The organism is Streptomyces sp. NPDC058257 (assembly GCF_042881845.1).
GTDB lineage: Bacteria > Actinomycetota > Actinomycetes > Streptomycetales > Streptomycetaceae > Streptomyces.
The window spans coordinates 187,237-207,645 of sequence record NZ_JBHVXJ010000014.1; the positions used below are offsets into that span (position 1 = coordinate 187,237).

The 20,409-nt window shown below is 69.2% G+C and carries 21 protein-coding genes and 1 pseudogene; 9 read left to right on the forward strand and 13 right to left on the reverse strand.

Translation table 11 applies throughout. The features are described 5' to 3' along the window. Positions 1 to 158 precede the first annotated feature (158 nt). A complete protein-coding gene (otnK, locus tag ACFVXC_RS29475) occupies positions 159 to 1,445 on the forward strand; it encodes a 3-oxo-tetronate kinase (protein WP_389911052.1) in 1,287 nt (428 codons plus the stop codon). After that, the gene (locus ACFVXC_RS29480; protein WP_389911055.1) at positions 1,442 to 2,080 is read left to right on the forward strand and encodes a class II aldolase/adducin family protein; all 639 of its coding nucleotides are present in this window, start codon (positions 1,442 to 1,444) and stop codon (positions 2,078 to 2,080) included. The genes otnK and ACFVXC_RS29480 overlap by 4 nt, the downstream gene beginning before the upstream one ends. A 35-nt stretch (positions 2,081 to 2,115) precedes the next feature. On the opposite strand, the gene ACFVXC_RS29485 is transcribed toward ACFVXC_RS29480, so the two are convergent. Together ACFVXC_RS29485 and ACFVXC_RS29490 are read right to left on the reverse strand one after the other, a co-directional pair. After that, a complete protein-coding gene (locus tag ACFVXC_RS29485; protein WP_389911058.1) occupies positions 2,116 to 3,336 on the reverse strand; it encodes an FAD-dependent monooxygenase in 1,221 nt (406 codons plus the stop codon). Beyond that, the gene (locus tag ACFVXC_RS29490) at positions 3,333 to 4,730 is read right to left on the reverse strand and encodes an MFS transporter (RefSeq protein WP_389911060.1); all 1,398 of its coding nucleotides are present in this window, start codon (positions 4,728 to 4,730) and stop codon (positions 3,333 to 3,335) included. The genes ACFVXC_RS29485 and ACFVXC_RS29490 overlap by 4 nt, the downstream gene beginning before the upstream one ends. Before the next feature lie 199 nt (positions 4,731 to 4,929). Between ACFVXC_RS29490 and ACFVXC_RS29495 the strand changes: the two genes are divergently transcribed. Next, the gene (locus ACFVXC_RS29495; protein ID WP_389911063.1) at positions 4,930 to 5,562 is read left to right on the forward strand and encodes a TetR/AcrR family transcriptional regulator; all 633 of its coding nucleotides are present in this window, start codon (positions 4,930 to 4,932) and stop codon (positions 5,560 to 5,562) included. Between the two features lie 140 nt (positions 5,563 to 5,702). Here the strand turns inward: ACFVXC_RS29495 and ACFVXC_RS29500 are convergent, their stop codons facing one another. Further along, complete coding sequence (locus tag ACFVXC_RS29500; protein WP_389911065.1) at positions 5,703 to 6,857, reverse strand: M20 family metallopeptidase; 1,155 nt, start codon at positions 6,855 to 6,857, stop codon at positions 5,703 to 5,705. Positions 6,858 to 6,922: 65 nt separating this feature from the next. Then, positions 6,923 to 8,473, reverse strand: coding sequence for an AbgT family transporter (locus tag ACFVXC_RS29505; RefSeq protein ID WP_389911067.1), 1,551 nt, complete (start codon positions 8,471 to 8,473; stop codon positions 6,923 to 6,925). Positions 8,474 to 8,588: 115 nt separating this feature from the next. On the opposite strand from ACFVXC_RS29505, the gene ACFVXC_RS29510 reads away from it, so the two are divergent. Continuing rightward, a complete protein-coding gene (locus ACFVXC_RS29510; RefSeq protein WP_389911070.1) occupies positions 8,589 to 9,632 on the forward strand; it encodes an Lrp/AsnC family transcriptional regulator in 1,044 nt (347 codons plus the stop codon). 94 nt (positions 9,633 to 9,726) lie between these two features. Then, a pseudogene (locus tag ACFVXC_RS29515) lies at positions 9,727 to 9,873 on the forward strand (FAD-dependent oxidoreductase); the annotation flags it as partial. Between the two features lie 40 nt (positions 9,874 to 9,913). Here ACFVXC_RS29515 and ACFVXC_RS29520 read toward each other — a convergent pair. From ACFVXC_RS29520 to ACFVXC_RS29535, 4 genes are all read right to left on the reverse strand, one after another. Continuing rightward, positions 9,914 to 10,036, reverse strand: a complete 123-nt coding sequence (locus ACFVXC_RS29520) for a hypothetical protein (RefSeq protein ID WP_389911145.1) — start codon at positions 10,034 to 10,036, stop codon at positions 9,914 to 9,916. 69 nt (positions 10,037 to 10,105) lie between these two features. Then, a complete protein-coding gene (locus ACFVXC_RS29525) occupies positions 10,106 to 10,690 on the reverse strand; it encodes a helix-turn-helix domain-containing protein (RefSeq protein ID WP_389911073.1) in 585 nt (194 codons plus the stop codon). A 103-nt stretch (positions 10,691 to 10,793) separates the two neighbouring features. Then, positions 10,794 to 11,375, reverse strand: coding sequence for a TerD family protein (locus ACFVXC_RS29530; protein ID WP_389911076.1), 582 nt, complete (start codon positions 11,373 to 11,375; stop codon positions 10,794 to 10,796). Between the two features lie 231 nt (positions 11,376 to 11,606). After that, complete coding sequence (locus ACFVXC_RS29535) at positions 11,607 to 12,182, reverse strand: TerD family protein (RefSeq protein WP_389911078.1); 576 nt, start codon at positions 12,180 to 12,182, stop codon at positions 11,607 to 11,609. A gap of 146 nt (positions 12,183 to 12,328) precedes the next feature. On the opposite strand from ACFVXC_RS29535, the gene ACFVXC_RS29540 reads away from it, so the two are divergent. The 3 genes from ACFVXC_RS29540 (at position 12,329) to gdhA (ending at position 14,716) form a co-directional block, all read left to right on the forward strand. Further along, a complete protein-coding gene (locus ACFVXC_RS29540; protein WP_389911081.1) occupies positions 12,329 to 12,778 on the forward strand; it encodes a sec-independent translocase in 450 nt (149 codons plus the stop codon). Positions 12,779 to 12,846: 68 nt separating this feature from the next. Beyond that, positions 12,847 to 13,128 (forward strand): hypothetical protein, encoded by a 282-nt coding sequence (locus ACFVXC_RS29545; protein WP_389911084.1) that lies wholly within the window; start codon positions 12,847 to 12,849, stop codon positions 13,126 to 13,128. 241 nt (positions 13,129 to 13,369) lie between these two features. Continuing rightward, positions 13,370 to 14,716, forward strand: coding sequence for an NADP-specific glutamate dehydrogenase (gdhA, locus tag ACFVXC_RS29550; protein WP_389911086.1), 1,347 nt, complete (start codon positions 13,370 to 13,372; stop codon positions 14,714 to 14,716). A gap of 181 nt (positions 14,717 to 14,897) precedes the next feature. On the opposite strand, the gene ACFVXC_RS29555 is transcribed toward gdhA, so the two are convergent. The 3 genes from ACFVXC_RS29555 to ACFVXC_RS29565 all read right to left on the reverse strand — a co-directional run bounded on the left by ACFVXC_RS29555 (position 14,898) and on the right by ACFVXC_RS29565 (position 16,694). Next, positions 14,898 to 15,941 (reverse strand): MBL fold metallo-hydrolase, encoded by a 1,044-nt coding sequence (locus tag ACFVXC_RS29555; protein WP_389911089.1) that lies wholly within the window; start codon positions 15,939 to 15,941, stop codon positions 14,898 to 14,900. Between the two features lie 98 nt (positions 15,942 to 16,039). Then, a complete protein-coding gene (locus ACFVXC_RS29560; protein WP_389911092.1) occupies positions 16,040 to 16,180 on the reverse strand; it encodes a hypothetical protein in 141 nt (46 codons plus the stop codon). A 133-nt stretch (positions 16,181 to 16,313) separates the two neighbouring features. Next, complete coding sequence (locus ACFVXC_RS29565; RefSeq protein WP_389911094.1) at positions 16,314 to 16,694, reverse strand: winged helix-turn-helix transcriptional regulator; 381 nt, start codon at positions 16,692 to 16,694, stop codon at positions 16,314 to 16,316. A gap of 92 nt (positions 16,695 to 16,786) precedes the next feature. Here ACFVXC_RS29565 and ACFVXC_RS29570 point away from each other — a divergent pair, with 92 nt between their 5' ends. Next, positions 16,787 to 17,626: an SDR family oxidoreductase gene (locus ACFVXC_RS29570; RefSeq protein WP_389911096.1), complete on the forward strand. Its 840-nt coding sequence runs from the start codon at positions 16,787 to 16,789 to the stop codon at positions 17,624 to 17,626. 142 nt (positions 17,627 to 17,768) lie between these two features. Here the strand turns inward: ACFVXC_RS29570 and ACFVXC_RS29575 are convergent, their stop codons facing one another. Beyond that, positions 17,769 to 18,827 (reverse strand): NAD(P)H-dependent flavin oxidoreductase, encoded by a 1,059-nt coding sequence (locus ACFVXC_RS29575; RefSeq protein ID WP_389911099.1) that lies wholly within the window; start codon positions 18,825 to 18,827, stop codon positions 17,769 to 17,771. A gap of 169 nt (positions 18,828 to 18,996) precedes the next feature. Beyond that, positions 18,997 to 20,364, reverse strand: coding sequence for a family 43 glycosylhydrolase (locus ACFVXC_RS29580; protein ID WP_389911102.1), 1,368 nt, complete (start codon positions 20,362 to 20,364; stop codon positions 18,997 to 18,999). Positions 20,365 to 20,409 lie beyond the last annotated feature (45 nt).

The following is a 20,409-nucleotide window of genomic DNA, read 5'->3' on the forward strand; positions in this document are numbered from 1 at the left end:
ACGCAGTGGCGGCTCGCATGAGTGGCTGGAAACAGTCCGCCGATTAACAACATGTATCAGGTACGCTCACACGAGTAAAGCTTGTTAACATTTTTTCACATCCCGGGGTGCCGGAGTCTCACCCGCCGGTACCGCGCCAATCGAAAGAGGGAGGTCCGATGCCGCTCCTCGGAGCCATCGCCGACGACTTCACCGGAGCCACCGATCTCGCCACCATGCTCGTCGCCCGCGGGTTCCGGACCTTGGTGGCCATCGGTCCGCAGGCTCTGCGCCACGACGGGCCCGCCGCCCGCGAGGTGCGACAGGCCGACGCGGTGGTCGTCGCGCTCAAGTCCCGCACCGCACCGGTCGCCGAGGCCGTCGAGGCATCACAGGACGCCCTGCGCGCGCTCCGCGAGGCCGGTTGCGAGCGCTTCTACTTCAAGTACTGCTCGACGTTCGACTCCACACCGCGGGGGAACATCGGCCCCGTGGCCGACGCGCTCCTGGATGACCTCGGCGAGCGTTCGACCGTCGTCGTGCCGGCCTTCCCCGCCACCGGCCGCACTGTCTACAGGTCACGGCTCTTCGTCCACGACGACCTGCTCGACGAGAGCCCGATGCGCGACCATCCCCTGACGCCGATGCGCGACTCCCACCTCGGGCGCCTCCTCGCACCGCAGACCCGCCGACCCGTGCGGAGCATCGGCCTCGACACCGTCCGGGAAGGCACCCACGCCCTGCGCGAGACCCTCGCCGCCCCCAAGTACGCCGACGCCCTCACCGTCATCGACGCCACCTGCGACGACGACCTGCGCACCATCTCCGCCGCCACCGCGAAGCTGCGTCTCGTCACGGGCGCGGCGGGACTCGCCCTCGGCCTCATCGGGCCGCACGAGGGAGCGGCGCGGGCCTCGGCGGCGTCCCGGTCCACCGACGTAGGCGCCGTCCTGGCGGGCAGCGCCTCGTCGGCCACCCGCGCGCAGGTCGCCCACGCCCGGGAGCACCTGCCGTACCGCAAGCTCGACATCACCGCCCTGCGCTCGGACCCCGCGGCGGCCGTCGCCGACCTGGTCGGCTTCGCCCGCGCGTGCTGGCAGAGCGACCCGGGACGCCCGCCGCTCATCTATGCCGTCGACTCACTGGACGACCTCGAACAGGACACACCCGAGGGCCAGGCGCCCGCCGCCCAACTGATCGAACAGGCCCTGGCCGACTGCGCCACTGCACTCGTCCGCGCCGGTGCACGCCGCCTCCTGGTCGCGGGCGGGGAGACCTCCGGCGCCGTGGTCACCGCACTCGATGCCCATACCCTCGCCATCGGCACCCAGATCGCCCCTGGTGTCACCTGGGCCCGCACACAACCAGGTGTGGGCGGGAGCGCCGACGGCATCGACCTGGCCCTGAAGTCCGGCAACTTCGGCGGCACGGACATCTTCACCTCGGCATGGGACGAACTCGCATGAGCACGGCCCGCCACGACCTGGCAGCCGCAGGCGCCCGCCTCGCGTCCCTCGGCCTCAGCCCCGGCTCCTCCGGGAACCTGAGCATCCGCGAGGGGTCTCGGGTCCTCATCACCCCGACCGGCACGGACCTCTCCGCGATCGACGCCGACGGCCTGACCGTCCTCGACCTGGACGGCACCCACCGGGAAGGCCCCCGCCCGTCCAAGGAGTTCCCCCTGCACACCGCCTTCTACCGGCGTGACCCGGCCGCACAGGCGGTCGTCCATCTGCACTCCCGCCACGCGACGGCGGCCTCCTGCCGCCTCGCCTGGTCGGAGCAGAGCGCGCTCCCTCCGTTGACTCCGTACTTCGTGATGCGTGTGGGCCAGACTCCCCTGCTTCCCTACGCGCCCCCTGGAGATGCCCGACAGGCGGCGGAACTGGAGCAGTTGCCCTTCCCCTTCCGCGCCGCCCTGTTGCAGAACCACGGCCCGGTGGTGTCCGGCACCTCCGTCACGGCGGCCGTCGACTCGGCCATCGAACTGGAGGAGACGGCGGCGCTCGTCCTCGCCTTGGGGACGTTGCCGAAGCGGCTGCTCACAGCGGAGGAAGCGAGCGCACTGGCCGCCAAGTATGGGACGCCGTGGACCGGTTGAGACGAAGATCAACCGCTCGTTGCCGTTGCCGCGACTCACGTCACGGGCATGAATTCGGGCAGGGTGAGGGCCGAATGAGCCGGTCGGCCCTCCGTGGAGGGCACGGTGCTGAGGTTGCGCAGCATGGCGTTGCGCTGCTCCAGGGCCCGAGCGGTGGTCGGGAAGAGAGCGGCATCGCCCTTGCCGACCTGCTCCTGATTGACGGTCACGAACTCACGGGTGTCGTGTTCGTAGGCGGCGAAGCCCGCGGCATGGTCCCGGTCGGCCAGGGAACCGGCGAGCATGTACGCGCCGACGAGCGCGAGGCTCGATCCCTGTCCGGTGAGGAAAGAGGGCGCGTACGCGGCGTCGCCCACCAGCGCGACCCGGCCGCTGGACCAGCGGGGCATGCGGATCTGGCTGACCGCGTCGAAGAACAGGTCATCCGCGTCGCGCATGGCGGCAAGCATGCCCGGGACTTCCCATCCCGCGTCGGCGAAGACCGCGGCGACGAGGTCCCGTTGGGCTGCCGGGTCGCGGAACGCGTCGAACGGCGGTTCCGGTCGGGCGAAGTTCAGGAAGCCGTGCACGTCGCCGCTGCCCCCGACGGCGTAGAGTGCCGCGGCTCTGCCCGGGGTGTTCCACATGATGACCTCGTCGCGGAGCCCGAAGGTGTTGCGCAGGGTGAATCCGGCGAAGCAGTAGCCGAGGTACCGGTGGAACTGCTCCTCGGGCCCGAACAGGAACTCGCGGGTACGTGAGTGCAGACCGTCCGCGCCGAACACCATGTCGAACGTACGTCTGCCGCCCCCGCGGAAGGTGACGTCGACCCCGTGGCTGGTCTGGTCGAGAGTGTCGATGGAGTCGTCGAACAGGAACTCCACGTCGTCACGGACCGCCGTGTGGAGCGCGTCGGTCAGATCCCCGCGCCGTATCTCGAGGTCCTCCCCCGCGACACCGCCGGTGAGGGCGTGGGGGTTGACCGAGGCCACCTCCCTGCCGTCCCCGTCGAGGAAGGTCAGCCGACGCAGGTCGATGTGCGCGTCCCGCAGTCGCGGCAGGATCCCCATCCTCCGGACCACTTCGAGTGCGGTGCCGCGCACGTCGACGGGGTAACCGCCGCCACGTAGTGCGCCCGCCTTCTCCACTACCGTGACCGCGAATCCGTAGCGGTTCAGCCAGAACGCGAGGGCGGGCCCCGCGATGCTGGCCCCGGATATCAGGACCTTGCGCGCAGGCATACTACGGACGCCACTCGACAGGTCGGTGCGGCTCATTCCTTGACTCCTTTGCTCATGGTGCGGACGACAAGCAGGGACAGCGCCGTGACGGCGCCGGCTATGACGAAGCCGATGACGAAGGCCGATTCGGCCGGAACGTCCGACCCGGAGGGGGTTGTGGCCGTGAGGAGCGCGCCACTGAGCTGCACACCGACGGCGAAGCCGAGCACGCGAGTCACCAGGACCAGACTGGTGGCGATGCCGGTGTCACCTTGGTCGACGGATGTGGCGGTGTTGGTCACCATCGCCGTGACGCACAGCCCGTTGGCGAGCGCGATCATCATCTTGCCGACGACGAGGTGCCAGACCTCGGTATGCGCCGCTGCCAGGGCCATCAGGGCCGCGACCATGATGACGATCCCAGCGGTGACCACGGCACGCGAGCCGAAACGGCGCGCCCCGATCCCACCGATCGGCCCGGCAAGGGACGCGGCCACGGCGCCGGGCAGCAGGAAGAAGCCGATCTCGGTGGCGCCGGCCCCGAAGCCGTACTCACCGGCGGGCACCGCGAAGAGCTGTGGGACGAGATAGACCGGCACCGAGGTGCCGACGCAGATCACGAAGGTCAGCACACACGACTTCCACACCGCGGGCCGTGCCAGCATGCGCAGATCGACCATCGGCGATGCCGCACGACGCTCGACGGCTGTCCATCCGGTCACGAAGGCGGCAAGGATCAGGATGAGGGCGCCGAGCACGAGGGGCTGCGAGGCGATGTCGGGTGCGAGGGCGAGCACGAGCATGAGCGTGACCAGCGTCCCGCTCAGGAGAACCAGGCCTGGCCAGTCGACTCCGGCGCCGTCCGGCCGTCCGGGCGGATCATGCGGCATCAGCCTGTTCACCAGGATGGTGGCCCCGATGACCGCGATCGTCGGCAGCGCGAACATCCAGTGCCGGGAGAGCCCTTCGGCCACGGGCCCGGCCGACAGCGTTCCTGCCATCCCGCCCCCGACGAACAACCCGCTGACCGTCCCGATGGCCACCTTCGACTCACCCGCCGGGAGGTGTTCGCGCACCAGGATGAACGACAGGGGCAGCGCGCCCACCATCGCTCCCTGCAGAATCTGACCGAGGAGCAGCACCGGCAGGTTCGGCGCGAGGGCGGACACCAGGCCACCGGCGCAGACCACCGCCATCAGCCGGATCAGGACTCGTTTTCCGCCGTAGCGGTCGCCGAACTTGCCTGCGACCGGCGTGACGAGCGCGCCGGTGATGAGGAGCACGATGCTGAGTAACGCGCCTTCAGCCGGACTCATGTCCAGCTCGCGTTGCAGGAGCGGGAGCGTCGGCGTCACCACCGACTCCAAGGCGCCGGTGGCGAGTGCCAGCATGCCGAGGGCCCAGACGGCGGCCCTACCGATGCGGACCGGGGGAGCCAGAGTTGCGGTCATGGACGTCCTTCCGTCATTGCCGGGTATGTGAGGGGCGACCGTTCGCATGTGACGCGTGGAGCCAACTCACAGACCTCGTAAACGAGTTGACGCATGCACTGCACCGCCGGGAGGAGTGGGTGCGGCAGGGCGGTGCGCGCCGATTCGATTATTACACTACACCGTGCAGTGTAGGTAGCGGGGAAGCTAAGATGTGCCCATGCCGACCACGAAGACACTGCGCGAGGGATCCACGCGGAAGCGGGCCGCCATCCTCTCGGCGGCCCGGGAACTGTTCCTCGCCGACGGCTTCGACCGGTCCAGCGTCGACGCGGTCGCCGCCCGGGCCGAGGTGTCCAAACGGACGGTCTACGACTACTTCGGCGACAAGCAGACGCTGCTGCAGGCAGTCGTCGACGCCGTCGGCCAGTCAATGATCACCACGATCCGGCGCACTCTCGACGACACTCTCACCGGCCTCATCGAGGACGCCGAACTCGAGGACGCCCTCATTACGTTCTCGATGCGCATCGCGACCGACATGCTGGGCTCGGCGGAGTACGCGACGCTGCAACGACTGGTCCGGGCGGAATCCGGCAACCTGCCGCATCGGGGCTACAACTCCATGGCCGACACCCCCGACGAGGCGATCGCCGAGCGGTTCGCCGCCTTCGCCGCGGCCGGTCTGCTCGAGGTCCCCGACCCCCGCCTCGCCGCCGACCAGTTCATCGCGCTGACCTTCGGCGTCGCGCTGGACAGGCTCGGCTCCGCGAATGCCACGGAGGACGCCCGTGTCCGCCCGCTCATCGTCGAGGGAGTGCGGACTTTCCTCCGGGCGTACCGAACGAGGTAGGGCCGGGGCGGCACATGTGCGTCCACGCCCGATCGGCCGTGTGCGCGTCTGCCCCTGTCGTCGGCATCCGGAGACCAGACGGCCCGGAGCCCTCACTCCACGAGAGTGAGGGCTCCGGGCTGCGTGGAAACAAGCAGGCGTCAAACGTTCGCGGCGGCCATCCGGTTCAGGAGACCCGCCACGAGCGCGACCCGGTCCGGGATGTCGTCCACGATCACATGCTCGTGGCGGGCGTGGGGGCCCGCGCCGCCGCAGCCGAGACCGTCGAGGACCGGCACGCCGAGCGCCGCGATGAAGTTCGCGTCGCTGCCGCCGCCGACGCTGATCGGCTCGAGGGGCCCGCGCAGCTCGGTGGCGACCTCGTCGGCCAGGCCGAACAGGGCCTCGCTCGCCGGGGTCAGGCGCATCGCGGGGCGGTTCCACTCCCCGCCGATCCGCACGTCGACGCGCGGATCGCTCGGCCGCAGCGAGGCAAAGGCCTCGTCGACGCGGTCGGCCTCGTCCTGCCGGGTGATGCGGACATCGACGAGGCAGTGCGCGCGGCCGGCGACGACGTTACGGGCCGTACCGCCGTCGAAGGTGCCGATGTTGATCGTGGTCCCGGCGTCGGGGTCCTGAGACGCGGCGAGTTGGGTGACCAGTTCGGCGAGGGCGTGGACCGCGCTGGCGCCGCCCGCGGGATCGTTGCCGGCGTGGGACTCGATGCCGGTGGTGGTGATGCTGAAGGTGCCCACGCCCTTGCGTTCGGTCTTGACGTCCCAGCCGATTCCGGGTTCGAGCACCAGCGCCGCCGCGCAGTCGCGCGCCGCGTCCTCGATGAAGGGTCGCGACTTCGGGCTGCCGAGCTCCTCGTCACCGGTGAACACGAACGTCACCGTCGGGTGGGGCAGCCCAAGGTCGCGCAGGGCCCGCAGCGCCCAGACTCCGTTGACGAGCCCGGCCTTCATGTCATAGACACCCGGCCCCCTGGCGATGCCGTTGTCCACGGTGAAGGGCCACTCGGCCAGCGTGCCCGCCGGCCACACCGTGTCGTAGTGACAGATCAGGAGCACCGGCTTCCCCGGAGTGCCGGGGTAGGTCGCCGTCAGGACGTCTCCGTGCTCCGCCTGCTCGTGGCGGATCCACTCGGCCGGCGGGCCGAGTCGGTCCTCCACCCATGACCTGATCGAGGCGGCGGTGATGTCCAGCAACGCCTTGTCGGAGCTGGGCGATTCGAGGCCGACGAGCGCCGACAGATCGCCGAGCAGGTCGTCGAGGTGGGTTCGGGTCCAGGTGGACAGCGGCTTCGCGGACAAAATGGGTGCGCCAATCTGTGTGGGGGGGGACGGGTCAGGGATTCACCGGATATGGGGTGCGGGATCTATCGGACGGGGACGCCTGGACCGAGCGGTATGCCCAGCGCGTACCAGGCGAGGAACATCGCCAGCCATACGACGAGGTTGACCACGGCCAGCGGCAGGACCAGGGACATCAGCGTGCCGATCCCCGCAGACGGCCGGTAGCGGCGGATGAACCCCAGGGCGATGACGAAGTACGGACTCATCGGACTGAGACTGTTGGTAGGCGCGTCGGCGATACGGAACAGCGCCTGTGTGGTCTCCGGCCGGATGCTCAGAAGCATCAGCATCGGCACCAGGACCGGTGCGACGAGCGACCACATCGCCGAGCCGCTGGTGAGGAACAGGTTGAGCAGACTGACGAGCAGCACCGCACCGACGAAGATCACCACGGGTTGCGCGCCGAGTGAGTCGAGCACCTTGGCGCCGGAGATCGCGATGACCTGTCCGATGTTGGTCCACTTGAAATAGCCGAGGAACTGCGAGACCGCGAAGAACAGCACGAGGACCGGGACCAGTTCGCGCAGACCTCGTCCCATCAGGTCCGGGATGTCCTGCGCGGCGGTGATGGTGCGCACGGTCAGTCCGTAGACGGTGCCGATGATCATGAAGAACACCATGAGCACCACGGCGACGTTGTCGAGCAGCGGCGATTCCACGATGGAACCGCCCTCGCCGCGCAGGGGCGAGCCGGTGGGCACCATCGCGAGGACCACCGCGGCCACGTACAGCGCTCCGGCGGCGATCGCCCGGCGTACACCCTTGCGCTCGTCGTCGGACAGGGTCATGTCGGGCAGCTCGTCGACGTCGGTCAGTTCCGGCTCGACGGCGTTCATCGCGGCGACCCGGCGCGCGACGACGGCTTCGGTGACGAACGTGATCACGACCGCGAGCAGCAGACAGGACGCCGCGGAGAAGTACCAGTTCGACACCGGGGTGACCGAGTAGGACGGGTCGATGGTGTGCGCCGCCGATGTGGTCAGGCCCGCGAAGATCGCGTCGGACCCCTCGATCACCGGGCTGACGCTGCTCGCGCCGCCCACGGCCACGTACGACACGACCGCGCCGATGATCGGGCTGCGGCCCACCGCACGGAACGCGATCATGCCGAGCGGGATCATCACCACGAACGCGGCATCTCCCGCCACGTGGGAGAACATGCTGGTCAGCGCCACGGCGAAGGTCACCATTCTGACCGGGACCCGGGCGAGCGCGGCGCGCATCAGTGCGGGGAGCAGACCCGTGCCGTCCGCGATCGCGACACCGAGCATGACCACGACGATCAGCCCAAGGGGCGGGAAGTTCACGAAGTTCGTGATCAGGTCGCCGAGGACCATCTCCACGCCTGCGTCGGACACGATGCTCTTGACCCCGATGACCTTGCCGTCGGCGGGTGAGACCACCGAGACATCGAGGGTGGCGAGCAGCCAGCTCGCCACCACGATCAGCCCGCTCAGGATCACGAACAGCCAGAACGGGTGCGGCAGTTTGTTGCCCGCCCGGTCCACGAAGTCCAGCACACGAAGGATCACCGTCGTCGGCGACCGCCGTCGTTTCGTCGTCACCTCGGTCATGAGAGCCTCCCGCTGCTGTCCAGTGGCGTTATGGCTCGTCATAAGACAGCGTGATGCTTCTTTGTGTCAAGCGTCAGATATCTAACGACAGAATCGCTCTGTGTAGGCTGTGTGCATGCAAGAGATGGAGCATGGGCTCGACGACGCGGACCTCGATCTGGTGGCTGCGCTGCAGATCGCACCCCGAACGCCGCTGAACACGGTCGCCGACATCCTGGGCACCTCGGCCAGCACGGCGGGGCGGCGCATCCAGCGGCTGCAACAGCTCGGGCTCCTGCGCTTCATCGGCACCGTGCACTGGTCGCTCCTCACCACCGGCAACCCCTACGTGGTGTGGATCAAGTGCAGACCGGGTGCCACGGTCGACGTCGCGACGGCCATTCAGAAGGTTCCGCAGGCCCAGTCGCTCATCACCACCACCGGCGACTCGGACATCTACTGCACGCTCTATCCCCTGCCCGGCACGGACACGCGCCGCCTGCTGACCCGGACGCTGCCCGAGATCCCCGGCATCGCGTCCATCCAGTCGCACCTGGTCCTGCGCTCCGCCCGCGAGGCGTTCACCTGGCGGCTCGACCGGCTCACGGCACGGCAGACGGAGGAGCTGCGCCAGCAGGCCGACCCCCTCCCCGACGCGGCCCCCACCAGCGTCGGGCCCCTCAACGAGATCGAGTTCCGGACGCTCCAGCTGCTGGTCGACGACAGCCGGATCTCCGCGGCGCAGGTCGCCCGCGAACTCGACGTCAGCCGATCCACCGCCTACCGGACGATCCAGTCGCTCCTGGAATCAGGTGCCGTCCGCCCCCGGGTGGAGATCGAACCGGCCGTCCTGGGGTTCCCGATCACCGCGCTGTTCACCCTCGACGTCCAGCCGCGGCACATCCCCGCCGTCCTGACCGCACTCGGTGAGCACTCCTGCGCGCGGTTCACCGTCATGACCGCGGGACCTGCCTCGATCCTCCACCACGGCGTCTTCACCGACGAGGACCACCTGTCCAGGTTCGTCACCGACGACCTCGGCGCACTCCCCGGCCTCAACGGCGTCAACACCTTGATCGCGCTGTCCGTCCTGCGCCGCCAGTGGATCGACCGCGACGACGATCTCGTACTGGGGCACAGGGCCCACGACATCCTGTCGCCGAACCACCACAGCCGATGACGAGGTTCAGTTCTCAAGTCCGGTGTGCAGCAGACGTTGAAGCGGCTTGCGGGCGGCGAACAGTGCAAGGCCGACGCCGATTCCGATCACAGCGGTGATCCTCGACGCCGACGCCGTCAATAAGCGGATCGCCGTCCGCCCGGCGCTCGGCGGCCTGCTCACCCGCACCACGGCCCGCGTCGACCCGGCCAAGCTCGTCCACGGCCTCGCCGACGTCGTTACCGCCAAGGGCGTACGCGTCCTGGAGCACACCAGCGCGACCCGTATCGCGCCCGGCGCCGTCACCACGTCACGCGGGAGAGCCGGCCGCCGTTGCGCCCCGATGCTTTGTAGCCGACCTCTTCCGCCTCCAGGACGGTGATCTTCGCGGTGGGGTGCGCCACGGCGGCGTGGCAGGCGGTCATCCGTGACTCCTTGGGCATGCGGTGGTGCGGCGTTGCGACAGCGCGGCGGCGCGCGTCCGTCGGGTCGGCTCAGCGCGTGCGCTCAGTAGGTGGGGGCGCCATGGTCCACAGCACTCTGGCCTCTTCCGTGCCCGTGGCCTCAGCGACGCGGTGGGGATCGCTGCTTCGGTAGTGGATCGAGTCGAGGGCGGAGAGCCGGTGTCGCTGACCCCGCACCCAGACGTCCACCTCACCGGTCAGGACCAGGAGCAACTCCTCGCAACTGCCGTGGGTGTAGGGATCGACTCCGGTGGAGCCACCTGCCGTGAAGTGGCCGAGGAGCACTTCCAGGTGGTCGAAGGATCCCGGGGTGAGCTTGATCTTCGTAGCCCCGTCCCCGAACGACATGCCGTGGGTGTCACGGAAACGCAGGACGGGGCCGGCCGCGCTCCCCCCATGGTCGAACAGGTCACCGACGTTCAGCTTCAGGACCTCGCACAGCCGTTGCAGGGTGCGCACGCTCGCGTTGGCCTGGTCGCGCTCGACCTGGGAGAGATGCCCCTCGGTGAGCCCGCTCTGCTCGGCCACTTCCTTGAGCGTCAGATGCAAGGCCTTCCTGCGGCGGCGCAGCCGCGCGCCGACCTCGGCCGGAGAACTGGAGTGATCTTTCGCCATGGCCGGAAACGTGACAACGATGCACCGTCGCCACAATGGAAAGGGTGACGGCGAGCCGCAGAGCCATCGCCGTCACCCTTTCCCTGGAGTTACATGCCGGGTTTCACAAGTGGCGGCCGATCGCGGGCATCAGGTCCTGGAAGGTGCGACCGGTCGCGGGCTCGCCGATGGCCGTCAACCGCCAGCCGCCGTCGGCTCGTTGGACCTTCGCCATGATCTGCGCGGTGTGGTTGCCACCACCGGCGAGCGTATAGCGGGCCAGCTCCTGGCCCGTCGCCTCGTCGAGCAGACGGCAGTAGGCGCTGCTCACCTCGGTGAAGGTCTGGCCCGTGAAGGAGTTCACGGTGAAGACGATCTGGTCCACCTGCGGGGGAACGCGCTGAAGGTCCACGGCAATGGATTCGTCGTCACCCTCACCACTGCCGCCGACCAGGTTGTCGCCGCTGTGCCGCACCGAGCCGTCGTTGCTGACCAGGTGACGGAAGAAGACGACGTCGGCGTAGCTCTGCCCGGCGAAGAGCACGGCCGACGCGTCGAGATCGATCTCCCGGGAGCCGGTCAGCTTGGCGAAGAACCCCTTGCGGGGCGCGGCCTGCCAGCCAAGGCCCATGCGGACGACGGTGAGCGCGGGGCCCTCGGACTTGCTCAGGCTGATCTGCTGACCCTTGGCCAGGTTGACGGACATGCGGGTGTTCTCTCCTTGGTAGGTACGGTCGCGCGAGGCGCGAATGGCCAGGTGGCCCGGCGCCCGGGTCCGCTCACGCGCGGAGGCGTCAATGCGGTCGGGCGACGGGCCAGGGGTGGGTCGGAAGTGGGTCGGGAGTGGGTCGGGAGTGGGTCGAGGGTGGGTCGGGAGTGGGTCGAGGGTGGGGCAGGAGATGGGCCAGGGGTGGGTCAGGGGTGGGTCAGGATCGGGTCAGACGTTCACGCCGAAGTCGGACGCGATGCCCGCGAGCCCCGACGCGTAGCCCTGACCGACAGCACGGAACTTCCACTCTCCCCCGTGTCGGTACAGCTCACCGAAGACCATCGCGGTCTCGGTGGAGGCGTCCTCGGACAGGTCGTAGCGAGCGATCTCGGCGCCACCCGTCTGGTTCACGACGCGGATGAAGGCATTGCTGACCTGCCCGAAGCTCTGCCCGCGCGACTCGGCGTCGTGAATCGACACCGGGAAGACGATCTTGTCGACCTCGGCAGGCACGGCAGCGAGGTTCACCTTGACGCTCTCGTCGTCACCCTCGCCCTCCCCGGTGAGGTTGTCGCCGGTGTGCTCGACCGAGCCGTCCGGGCTGGTGAGGTTGTTGTAGAAGACGAAATGCCGGTCCGATACGACCTTGCCGGACCCGTCGCACAGCAGGGCGGACGCGTCCAGGTCGTGGTCGGCACCCGTGGTCGTACGCACGTCCCAGCCCAGGCCGATCAGCACCGCGGTCAAGCCCGGCGCCTCCTTGCTGAGTGACACGTTGCCGCCCTTGGCCAGGGAAACTCCCACTGCGATTACCTCCATCGTTCGAGCCGTTGTTCACGGCGTGCTCTTACCCGGGACAACGTCGCCGGGGAAGCAATGGTTCCATGGTTGCGCAATAGATAAAGTATGGGTGGCGATGGCACGCCACACCGTCAGGCAAGGAGTGCCGGATGTTCGCGGACGTGGGGCCCATGGAGCTGATCACGATCGCGGTGATCGGCGTGCTGCTGTTCGGGCCGGACAAGCTGCCGGAGTTTCTGCAGAACGCTGCGCGCACGGTACGTAGGATCCGCGAGTTCTCCGAGAGCACACAGGAGGAGATCCGCTCCGAACTCGGCCCGGAGTTCAAGGACTTCGACGCCCGGGACCTGCACCCGAAGACGTTCGTGCGCAAACACGTACTGAACGGCGAAGGCGACCTCGGTCGCGAACTCACCGACATCCGGGACGCGCTCGATCCCCGACGCGAACTGGCCGCCACCGCCGAGGCCCTGCGGGATGCCGCCACCGCCGAACCGGCCCGTGGCACCGGCGCCACGCCGCGCCCCGCCGTCAATCTGGCGAAGCCAACGGCGGCATCCGGGCGCGCGCAGGCCGTCTTCGATCCTGACACCACCTGAACCTGGCACCACCTGAACCCGACACCACCTGACCGCGCCCCACATCACACCGACTCAAGGATTGCGCAATGCTCAAAGCCACGTCCAAGTCCACGTCCACGTCCACGTCCACGTCCACGGACAGCCGCAGCCAAGCGGTCCGAGAACTCGCCGTCCTCGAGGGCGGACCAGCCCATGGTCTGCGCCTGCACGTCACGGACAGACCGCCGGTGGTGCAGGTCACCCGGCCCTGCGACGTGGACGAGGCCGGGCCTGACGGCCTGCGGGCCGAGGCGCTGTACGTGTACCGGCGCGACCTGCGCGTGCAGGACGAACCGCTGCGGTACGGGTTCGACGAGGCGAGCCCGTGACGGCGTGAACGTCCGGACCGCGCCGGGCGGTACCGATCACCACCACAGTCACCACCGAATCGCAGTTCTTGTGCCGGATCCGTGCCGTGTGCGACTTCACACGCCTCACCGGCGCATCCGTCGCCGTATCCATGCTGAACTGCGAGCCGTCCAGTGTCTTCGTGGCCGACGACGACCAGCACGCCACGCGATCTGACCCGCGACACAACGGCTCGACGAAACAGAGAAGGCGAGTAGCGTCATGAATGTCAGCGCGCACATCGAGGCCGTCCACGCGCAGGTCCGCCGCCGCGACCCCGGGGAGGCCGAGTTCCACCAGGCGGTCACCGAGGTCCTCTCCTCCCTCGCGCCGGCCCTTGAACGGCACCCGGAGTACGTGGAGACAGGGATCGTCGAGCGACTGTGCGAGCCCGAACGGCAGTTGGCCTTCCGGGTCCCGTGGGTCGATGACCAGGGTGATGTGCGGGTCAACCGCGGCTTCCGGATCGAGTTCAGCAGCGCGCTCGGTCCGTACAAGGGCGGCCTGCGGTTCCACCCGAGCGTCAACCTCGGCATCGTGAAGTTCCTGGGGTTCGAGCAGATCTTCAAGAACGCGCTGACCGGCATGGCCATCGGCGGCGGCAAGGGCGGCGCGGACTTCGACCCTCACGGGCGCTCCGACGGCGAGGTCATGCGGTTCTGCCAGTCCTTCATGACCGAACTCCACCGCCACGTGGGCGAGCGGACCGATGTGCCGGCCGGTGACATCGGCGTGGGCGCCCGTGAGATCGGCTACCTCTTCGGCCAGTACAAGCGCATCACCAACCGCTTCGAGGCGGGTGTCCTGACCGGGAAGCCGGTCGCCTGGGGCGGTTCGCACGCCCGTACCGAGGCCACCGGATACGGCACGGTCTACTTCGCCCAGGAGATGCTCGCCACCCGCGGCCACGACTTCGACGGGCGCCGCGTGGTGGTCTCCGGCTCCGGGAACGTCGCCGTCTACGCCATCGAGAAGGTGCACGCGCTGGGCGGTCGCGTCGTGGCCTGCTCCGACTCCTCGGGATACGTCGTCGACGAGGACGGCATCGACCTGGAACTCCTCAAGGAGATCAAGGAGGTGCGTCGCGCCCGGCTCTCCGCCTACGCCGAGGCGAAGCCGACCGCGCGCTTCTCGGCCCGGGGCACCGTGTACGACCTTCGCTGCGACATCGCCCTGCCGTGCGCGACCCAGAACGAGTTGGGCCGCGAGGACGCCGTCGCGCTGGTGAAGAACGGAGTGCTCGCCGTCGCGGAGGGCGCGAACATGCCGTGCACGCCCGAGGCGGTCCAACTGTTCCACGAGGCCGGGGTGCTGTTCGGGCCTGGCAAGGCGGCCAACGCGGGCGGAGTCGCCACATCGGCCCTTGAGATGCAGCAGAACGCGGCGCGCGACCAGTGGCCCTTCGAGCAGACGGAGAGCCGCCTCGCCGCCGTCATGCGCAACGTGCATGCCGAGTGCCGCCAGACCGCCGAGGAGTACAGCGGGACACCGGACGACTACGTTCTCGGCTCCAACATCGCGGGCTTCCTGAGGGTCGCGGACGCCATGTCGGCGCAGGGCATCGTCTAGGTCGTCACCATGGAGAGGCGGCCGGCCCCTTGATGATTCGGGACCGGCCGTCACTTCGGGGCGGGGTCTGGTCAGGCGCCTCGGTCGGCCGGACCGACGGCCCGCTGAGAGCACAGGGCGGGCCCGGCAACTCCCGCGCCCTCCCTGCCTCTTGCCCCCCCCTTCCTGTTCCCTGTCGGCGTCACCGCACGCGCGTGTACCGGTCCACCCCGTTCTTGTCGTGCACCACGGTGACCCGCCCGCGCAGCACGAGGACGTCGAGGTGCGCCGCCGTCTCGTTGACCGCGAGCATCTGGTTGAACGCGCTGAGCTCGCCGAACGGCACCTCCCGGCGCGTCCAACGCAGTTCGCGCGCCACCGCGTGGGCGTCCAGCGTGCCCTCCCCCAGCGCCTTCAGACACTGGGCAAGGCGGTTGCCGTGGTGCGTGAGCAGCTCGGCGACCCGGGTGTGCGAGCTGCTCGACACCGGACCGTGCGCGGGCAGCAGACGCGTGTCGGCGTACCGGGTCATCAGCCGCAGCGAGTCCAGGTAGTCGGCGAGCGGGCGGCCACCGGGCTCGGCCAGCTCGAAGCCGATGGACGGGGTGATGTGCGGCAGGACGTGGTCCCCGGAGAACAGCAGCCCGCGCTGTTCGTCCAGGAAGACCACATGTCCCTTGGTATGTCCGGGCGTTGGCACGACGCGCAGCTCACGGTCGCCGAACCGGAGGGTCTGAGCAACGAGCCATTGGTCGGGCGCCTCCCACACACGCGGGTCGTAGCCGCCGTGGTCCATGCCCTCGACGTGGTCGGCCAGTTCGTCCGCACCCGCCCGGCGCAGGGTCTCCAATGAGCCTACCGGTACGTCGCTGCGCAGCCGGTGGAGCATCTCCAAGCCCGGCCGCTCACCCGCCCCCAGGTACACGCGCGAGCCAAGGAGTCGGCGCAGCTCCACGGCGTTCGTGTAGTGGTCGCCGTGGATGTGGGTGACCAGGATGTGGCTGATGTCGCCGAGATCTCTGCCGATGGCCGCCATCGCCTCCTCCAGCGCCTTGCGCGCCTCGGGGATCGCCCAGCCGCCGTCGATCATGACGATGCCGTCGTCGTCCGCCAGGTCCTCCAGCAGATAGACGTTGACGGCGTGCAGGCCGTCGTTGGGCAGCGGCAGGGGGACACGGTGCACGCCGGGCTGCACGGTCTGGATTCCGGCTCCGGCCCACGCGCCTTGGTCGAACCGCGTTGCCATGACTCTCCTTCGCTCTCGCTTGCTGAACCGCCCTGGTCCGTCGTGGTGCGGGCCGCGCACTGCGGCCGCATGCAGGTGGAACGTAGCCGCAGGGTCAGTTAGCGCGCCCTGGACCTGTCCAGCTTGCCCACCTTCGTCTGGTTCAACTCCTCGACGGAGTAGACGAGTTCGGGCCATTCGGCCTTGGCGAGACCGACGCTCTCCAATTGCCCCGCCACCTCCACCAGGTCCGTGGCCATGCGCGGGTGGGCCGCACATGGATAGGCGCCGGAGCCCCCGGCCTGCGCGGTGAAGTGGACGGCCTGCCGGGACCGGGGTGGGGGTGAGGGTGGGGGTGGGGATGCGTCGTCGTGGCCGACGACCGCTACCGCACTATCGTGACTCTCCCACACCGCGCGACGGCAGCCGCCGCGTGATCCGGTCGAACAAGTCCGTCAGCGGTTCGCCGATCTCCTGGCCGAACTCGGTCAGCCCGTACGTGACTTGGGGCGGCGTCGTCGGCTCGACCTCTCGCCAGACCAGGCCGTCCTGGACCAGCGCGCGCAGAGTCTGAGCGAGCATCTTCTCGCTGATGCCCTGGATGCTGTCGCGCAGCTCGTAGAACCGAAGGTCGTTGCTCCGCAAGGCGATGAGCACCCAGACGCCCCACCTGCTGGTCACGTGGTCGACCACGCCGCGAGCGGGGCAGTCGGTGTGAAACACGTCATACCGACTGCCTGTGTCGGCCTGCGTACGCTGCGCGCCTTCCCTCATGTCCGGAGCTTACCTCTGGGTATGTTCTTACGGAAAGTGAGCCCGGCTCCTAGCGTCAATTGCCGTAGTGCACAACGGACTAGGAGCTGAACATGATCGTGGTGACCGGGGCTACCGGCAATGTGGGCCGGCCTCTGACGCAGGCCCTGACCGAGGCGGGCGAGCAGGTGACAGCCGTGTCGCGGCACGCCGTGGCGGTGCCGGAAGGCGTCCGGCACGTGACAGCCGACCTGGCCGATCCGGCGGGCCTCACACCCGCGTTGGAGGGGGCGAAGGCACTGTTCCTCCTGCTCTCCGGCGACCTGCACGCCCCCGAGGCCAGACCGACCGACCTCATCGACCTGGCCGCGGCCAGCGGGGTCCGCCGGGTCGTCCTGCTGTCCTCACTGGGAGTGGCGACCAGGCCGCTCGGCCCGACGCGGGTCGCGATGCGTGCGATGGAGGACGCGTTGCGGGAGTCCGGCCTGGACTGGGCCGTCCTGCGACCGGGCGGTTTCGCCTCCAACGCCTTGGCCTGGGCTGAGTCCGTCCGGACACAAGGGACGGTCGCCGCGCCCTTCGGGGATGTAGGGGTGCCGGTCATCGACCCGGCCGACATCGCCGAGGTCGCGGCGGCCTGTCTGCTGGACGACCGCCACACCGGCGGGGTGTACGAGCTGACCGGACCGGAGGTGATCACTCCGCGTCAGCAGGCGGCGGCGATCGCCACCGCGCTCGGCTCGCCGGTGCGGTTCCACGAACTCACCCGCGACGAGGCCAAGGCCGCGATGACCCGGCACGTGCCCGCGGAACTCGCTGACGACACCCTGGACATCATCGGCGCCCCTAACCCGGCCGAACTGCGGATCAGCCCGGATGTGGAGCAAGTCCTCGGCCGCGCCCCGCACCCCTTCGGCGACTGGGTCGCCCGCAACATCTCCGTCTTCCGCTGAGCCACCACTCAGCTGAAGCACCCGGGAGATGGGCGCCTCGCACGGCTGCGGCTGCGACCGCGGCTTCGGCTGCGGTCGCACGAGGCGCCCACCTCCGTAGCGCCGCTGTCGACGGCACGCCAGGAGACGGACGCCTTTCGCCCTACGGCCGGTCTCCGGATCCGAACCGGGTCAGTACCCGCTCGGCCTGATCCATCATCTCCCGGACGATGGCCTCGGCAGGCTTGACGTCGTGGACCAGGCCGACGCCCTGCCCCATCAGCCACGGCATCTCCTCCCAGTCCCCCTCCGTCCCCGGCATCGGCGGCAGCACGTTGAACTTGCGCAGCACGGTCTCCTCTCCCTGCAAGACCGCGGTGCCGATCTGGTCGAGCGAGTCACGGTCCTTCGGCACCTGGTCAAGGCGCTCGTTCCACTCGGACACCACGCGATTGCGCTGCACCCGCATCGGATTGAAGTCCGGCCACTCAGGACCGAAGATCGCTGAACGGACCGAGTCCTCCCCCAGGGCGGAGATCAGCCGCCGGTGGTGCTCGGGATGGACCTGCGCCTCACGCGATGCGACAAGGCGTGTTCCCACCCATACGCCGTCGGCACCCAGGCACAGTGCCGCGGCGGCCTGGCGCCCGTCGGTGATCCCGCCCGCGGCGAGTACCAGCGCACGGTCCCCCACGGCGTCCACGACGGAGGGCACACCGACCATGGTGGGCAGGCCGCCGTAGTTGTGACCACCGGCCTCCCAGCCCTGGGCGACCACGACCTCCACGCCGTCGTCGACGGCGAGCCGGGCCGCGTCGGCGGAACCGACCTGCTCCCACACCGACACCCCGGCCGCACGCAGCTGCTTGAGCTCGTCGCCGGGCGGGTGCCCCCAGTGGTAGGAGACGATCGGCACCCTCTCGTCGGCGCAGACCCGGACATGCTCGGAGTTGTCGAAGTACGAGATCAAGTTGATGCCGAACGGCGCACTCCCCACGGCGTCGCGGACCTCATGGATGATCTGCCGGAGCCTGTCCGCGGGCATGAGCGCGGCGCCCACCGCGCCGACACCTCCCGCTCGGGAGACGGCAACCGCCAGATCTGGGGTGCCGCCCGCGAAGGCCATTCCGGCACAGGCGAACGGATACGGTACGGCGAACTTCTCGGTGAACCTGGTGGACAGCACGCTCATGACGGCTTCCTCCTGGAGCTCGTGAGGCACGGGCCCTTCCCTCGCCCGTTCCGCAGGTTCCCACCGCATGACAGGACGAGGCCAGCGTCCGGTGCGGAAAGGCGCGAAGCGTACCGTCGGCAGACACCTGACCTGGAACCTTCCCGTCAGGCGCCTGCCGCTCGGCTCGCCCCTCGCGGAGCCCGGCGCTGTCGGAGCTCTACCTCTGGCGCCGAACGTACAGCCGGTTGCCCTTCGGGCCCGTCCATTCCAGGCGGACGACACCCGCCACCGCGGCATCATCGCTGCGGGACGGGTCGGCCCAGTAGCCGAAGGCCGGGTTGCGGAAGAAGGTCGCCCACAGGTCGCCGTCGCGGTCCTTGAAGAAGTTGTTGTGCCCGGCGCCCACGCCCGCGGTCCAGCGTTCGGAGTACGGGCCTTCGAAGTGGTCCGCTACGGCGACGATCGCGTCGTACTGGTACTGCGTCCGGCCGGCGCCCCCGACGTCGTAGGCATAGCGGGTGCTGCCGTCGGCGTTGGCCGACGTACGGTCCCACGCGGCGTGCACCAGGTAGTACTTGCCGCCGTGCTTGAAGACGTAGGCGCCCTCCAGGTACGGCTCGGGCGCGTACGGGGTCTGCTTGAACGCCGGGAGGTTCGTCGTCGGGACGATGTCCTCCATGTCCTTGCGGAACTTGGCGTAGACGTGGTTGTGCAGCACCAGCCACGCGTCGGAGCCCTCCGAGTACAGGCTGCCGTCGATGTGGTGGTACGCACCGGGCTTGATGAACGACGGCCCGCCGATGAACGAGTCACCGAAGGGCTTTTCGAGATTGCCCTCGACGAGGCGGTACGGGCCCGCGACCCCGCCCTCGCTCACCAGCATGAACGAGCCGACCTTCTGGGAGTGGTCGCCCATGCACGCGACGAGGTACCACTTGCCGCGGAAGTAGTGCAGCTCGGGCGCCCACGCCTGGCCGCGCTTGCCGAACTCGTCGTCGTACCAGTACTCCTGCCAGGGGGCGACGACCGTGCGGCCGGGGCGGTTCTCTCCGACGAACTCGGGCGACCACACCTTGCCGCGCTCCGCGCCGGGCCGAATGCCCGTGGTGTCGGCCAGTCGCCATGGGCCGTGCAGGGACGGCGCCGTCCATACGAAGAGGCCGTCGTTCCAGGGCCCTGCCGCCGTGAGGCCGGGCACGCGGGTGGTGCCGGTGGCGACGTAGAGCGGACGGCCGTTGACGACGAAGCAGTTGACGTAGGTGTCGCGCATCCAGACGCGCCCCAGCTCCTTGTCGCGGGGACGGAGCTGGAGGGGCAGGACGAAGGAGTTGTCCTCGCGCGGCCACAGGTCCTCGCGGGCGTCCGCGACGCCGTACGGCTTGGGGTCGGGCCAGTTCGACGGGTGATGCTTGTGATGCTTCGTCGCCGCGGCCTCCGCGGGCAGTGCCGCCTCCGCGGACAGTGCGGCCTCCCCCGGCAGCGCCTGGGCAGTGGCCGAGGGCAGTGCGGCTACTCCCACGGTGCCGGCGATACCGGCCAGCATGGACCGTCGGCCGAAGTGCGTTCCGTTCTCGGATCTGGTCATCAGTAGCGAATCCTTTGTCGTCGAGGACACCGGTGCTGTCGGAAA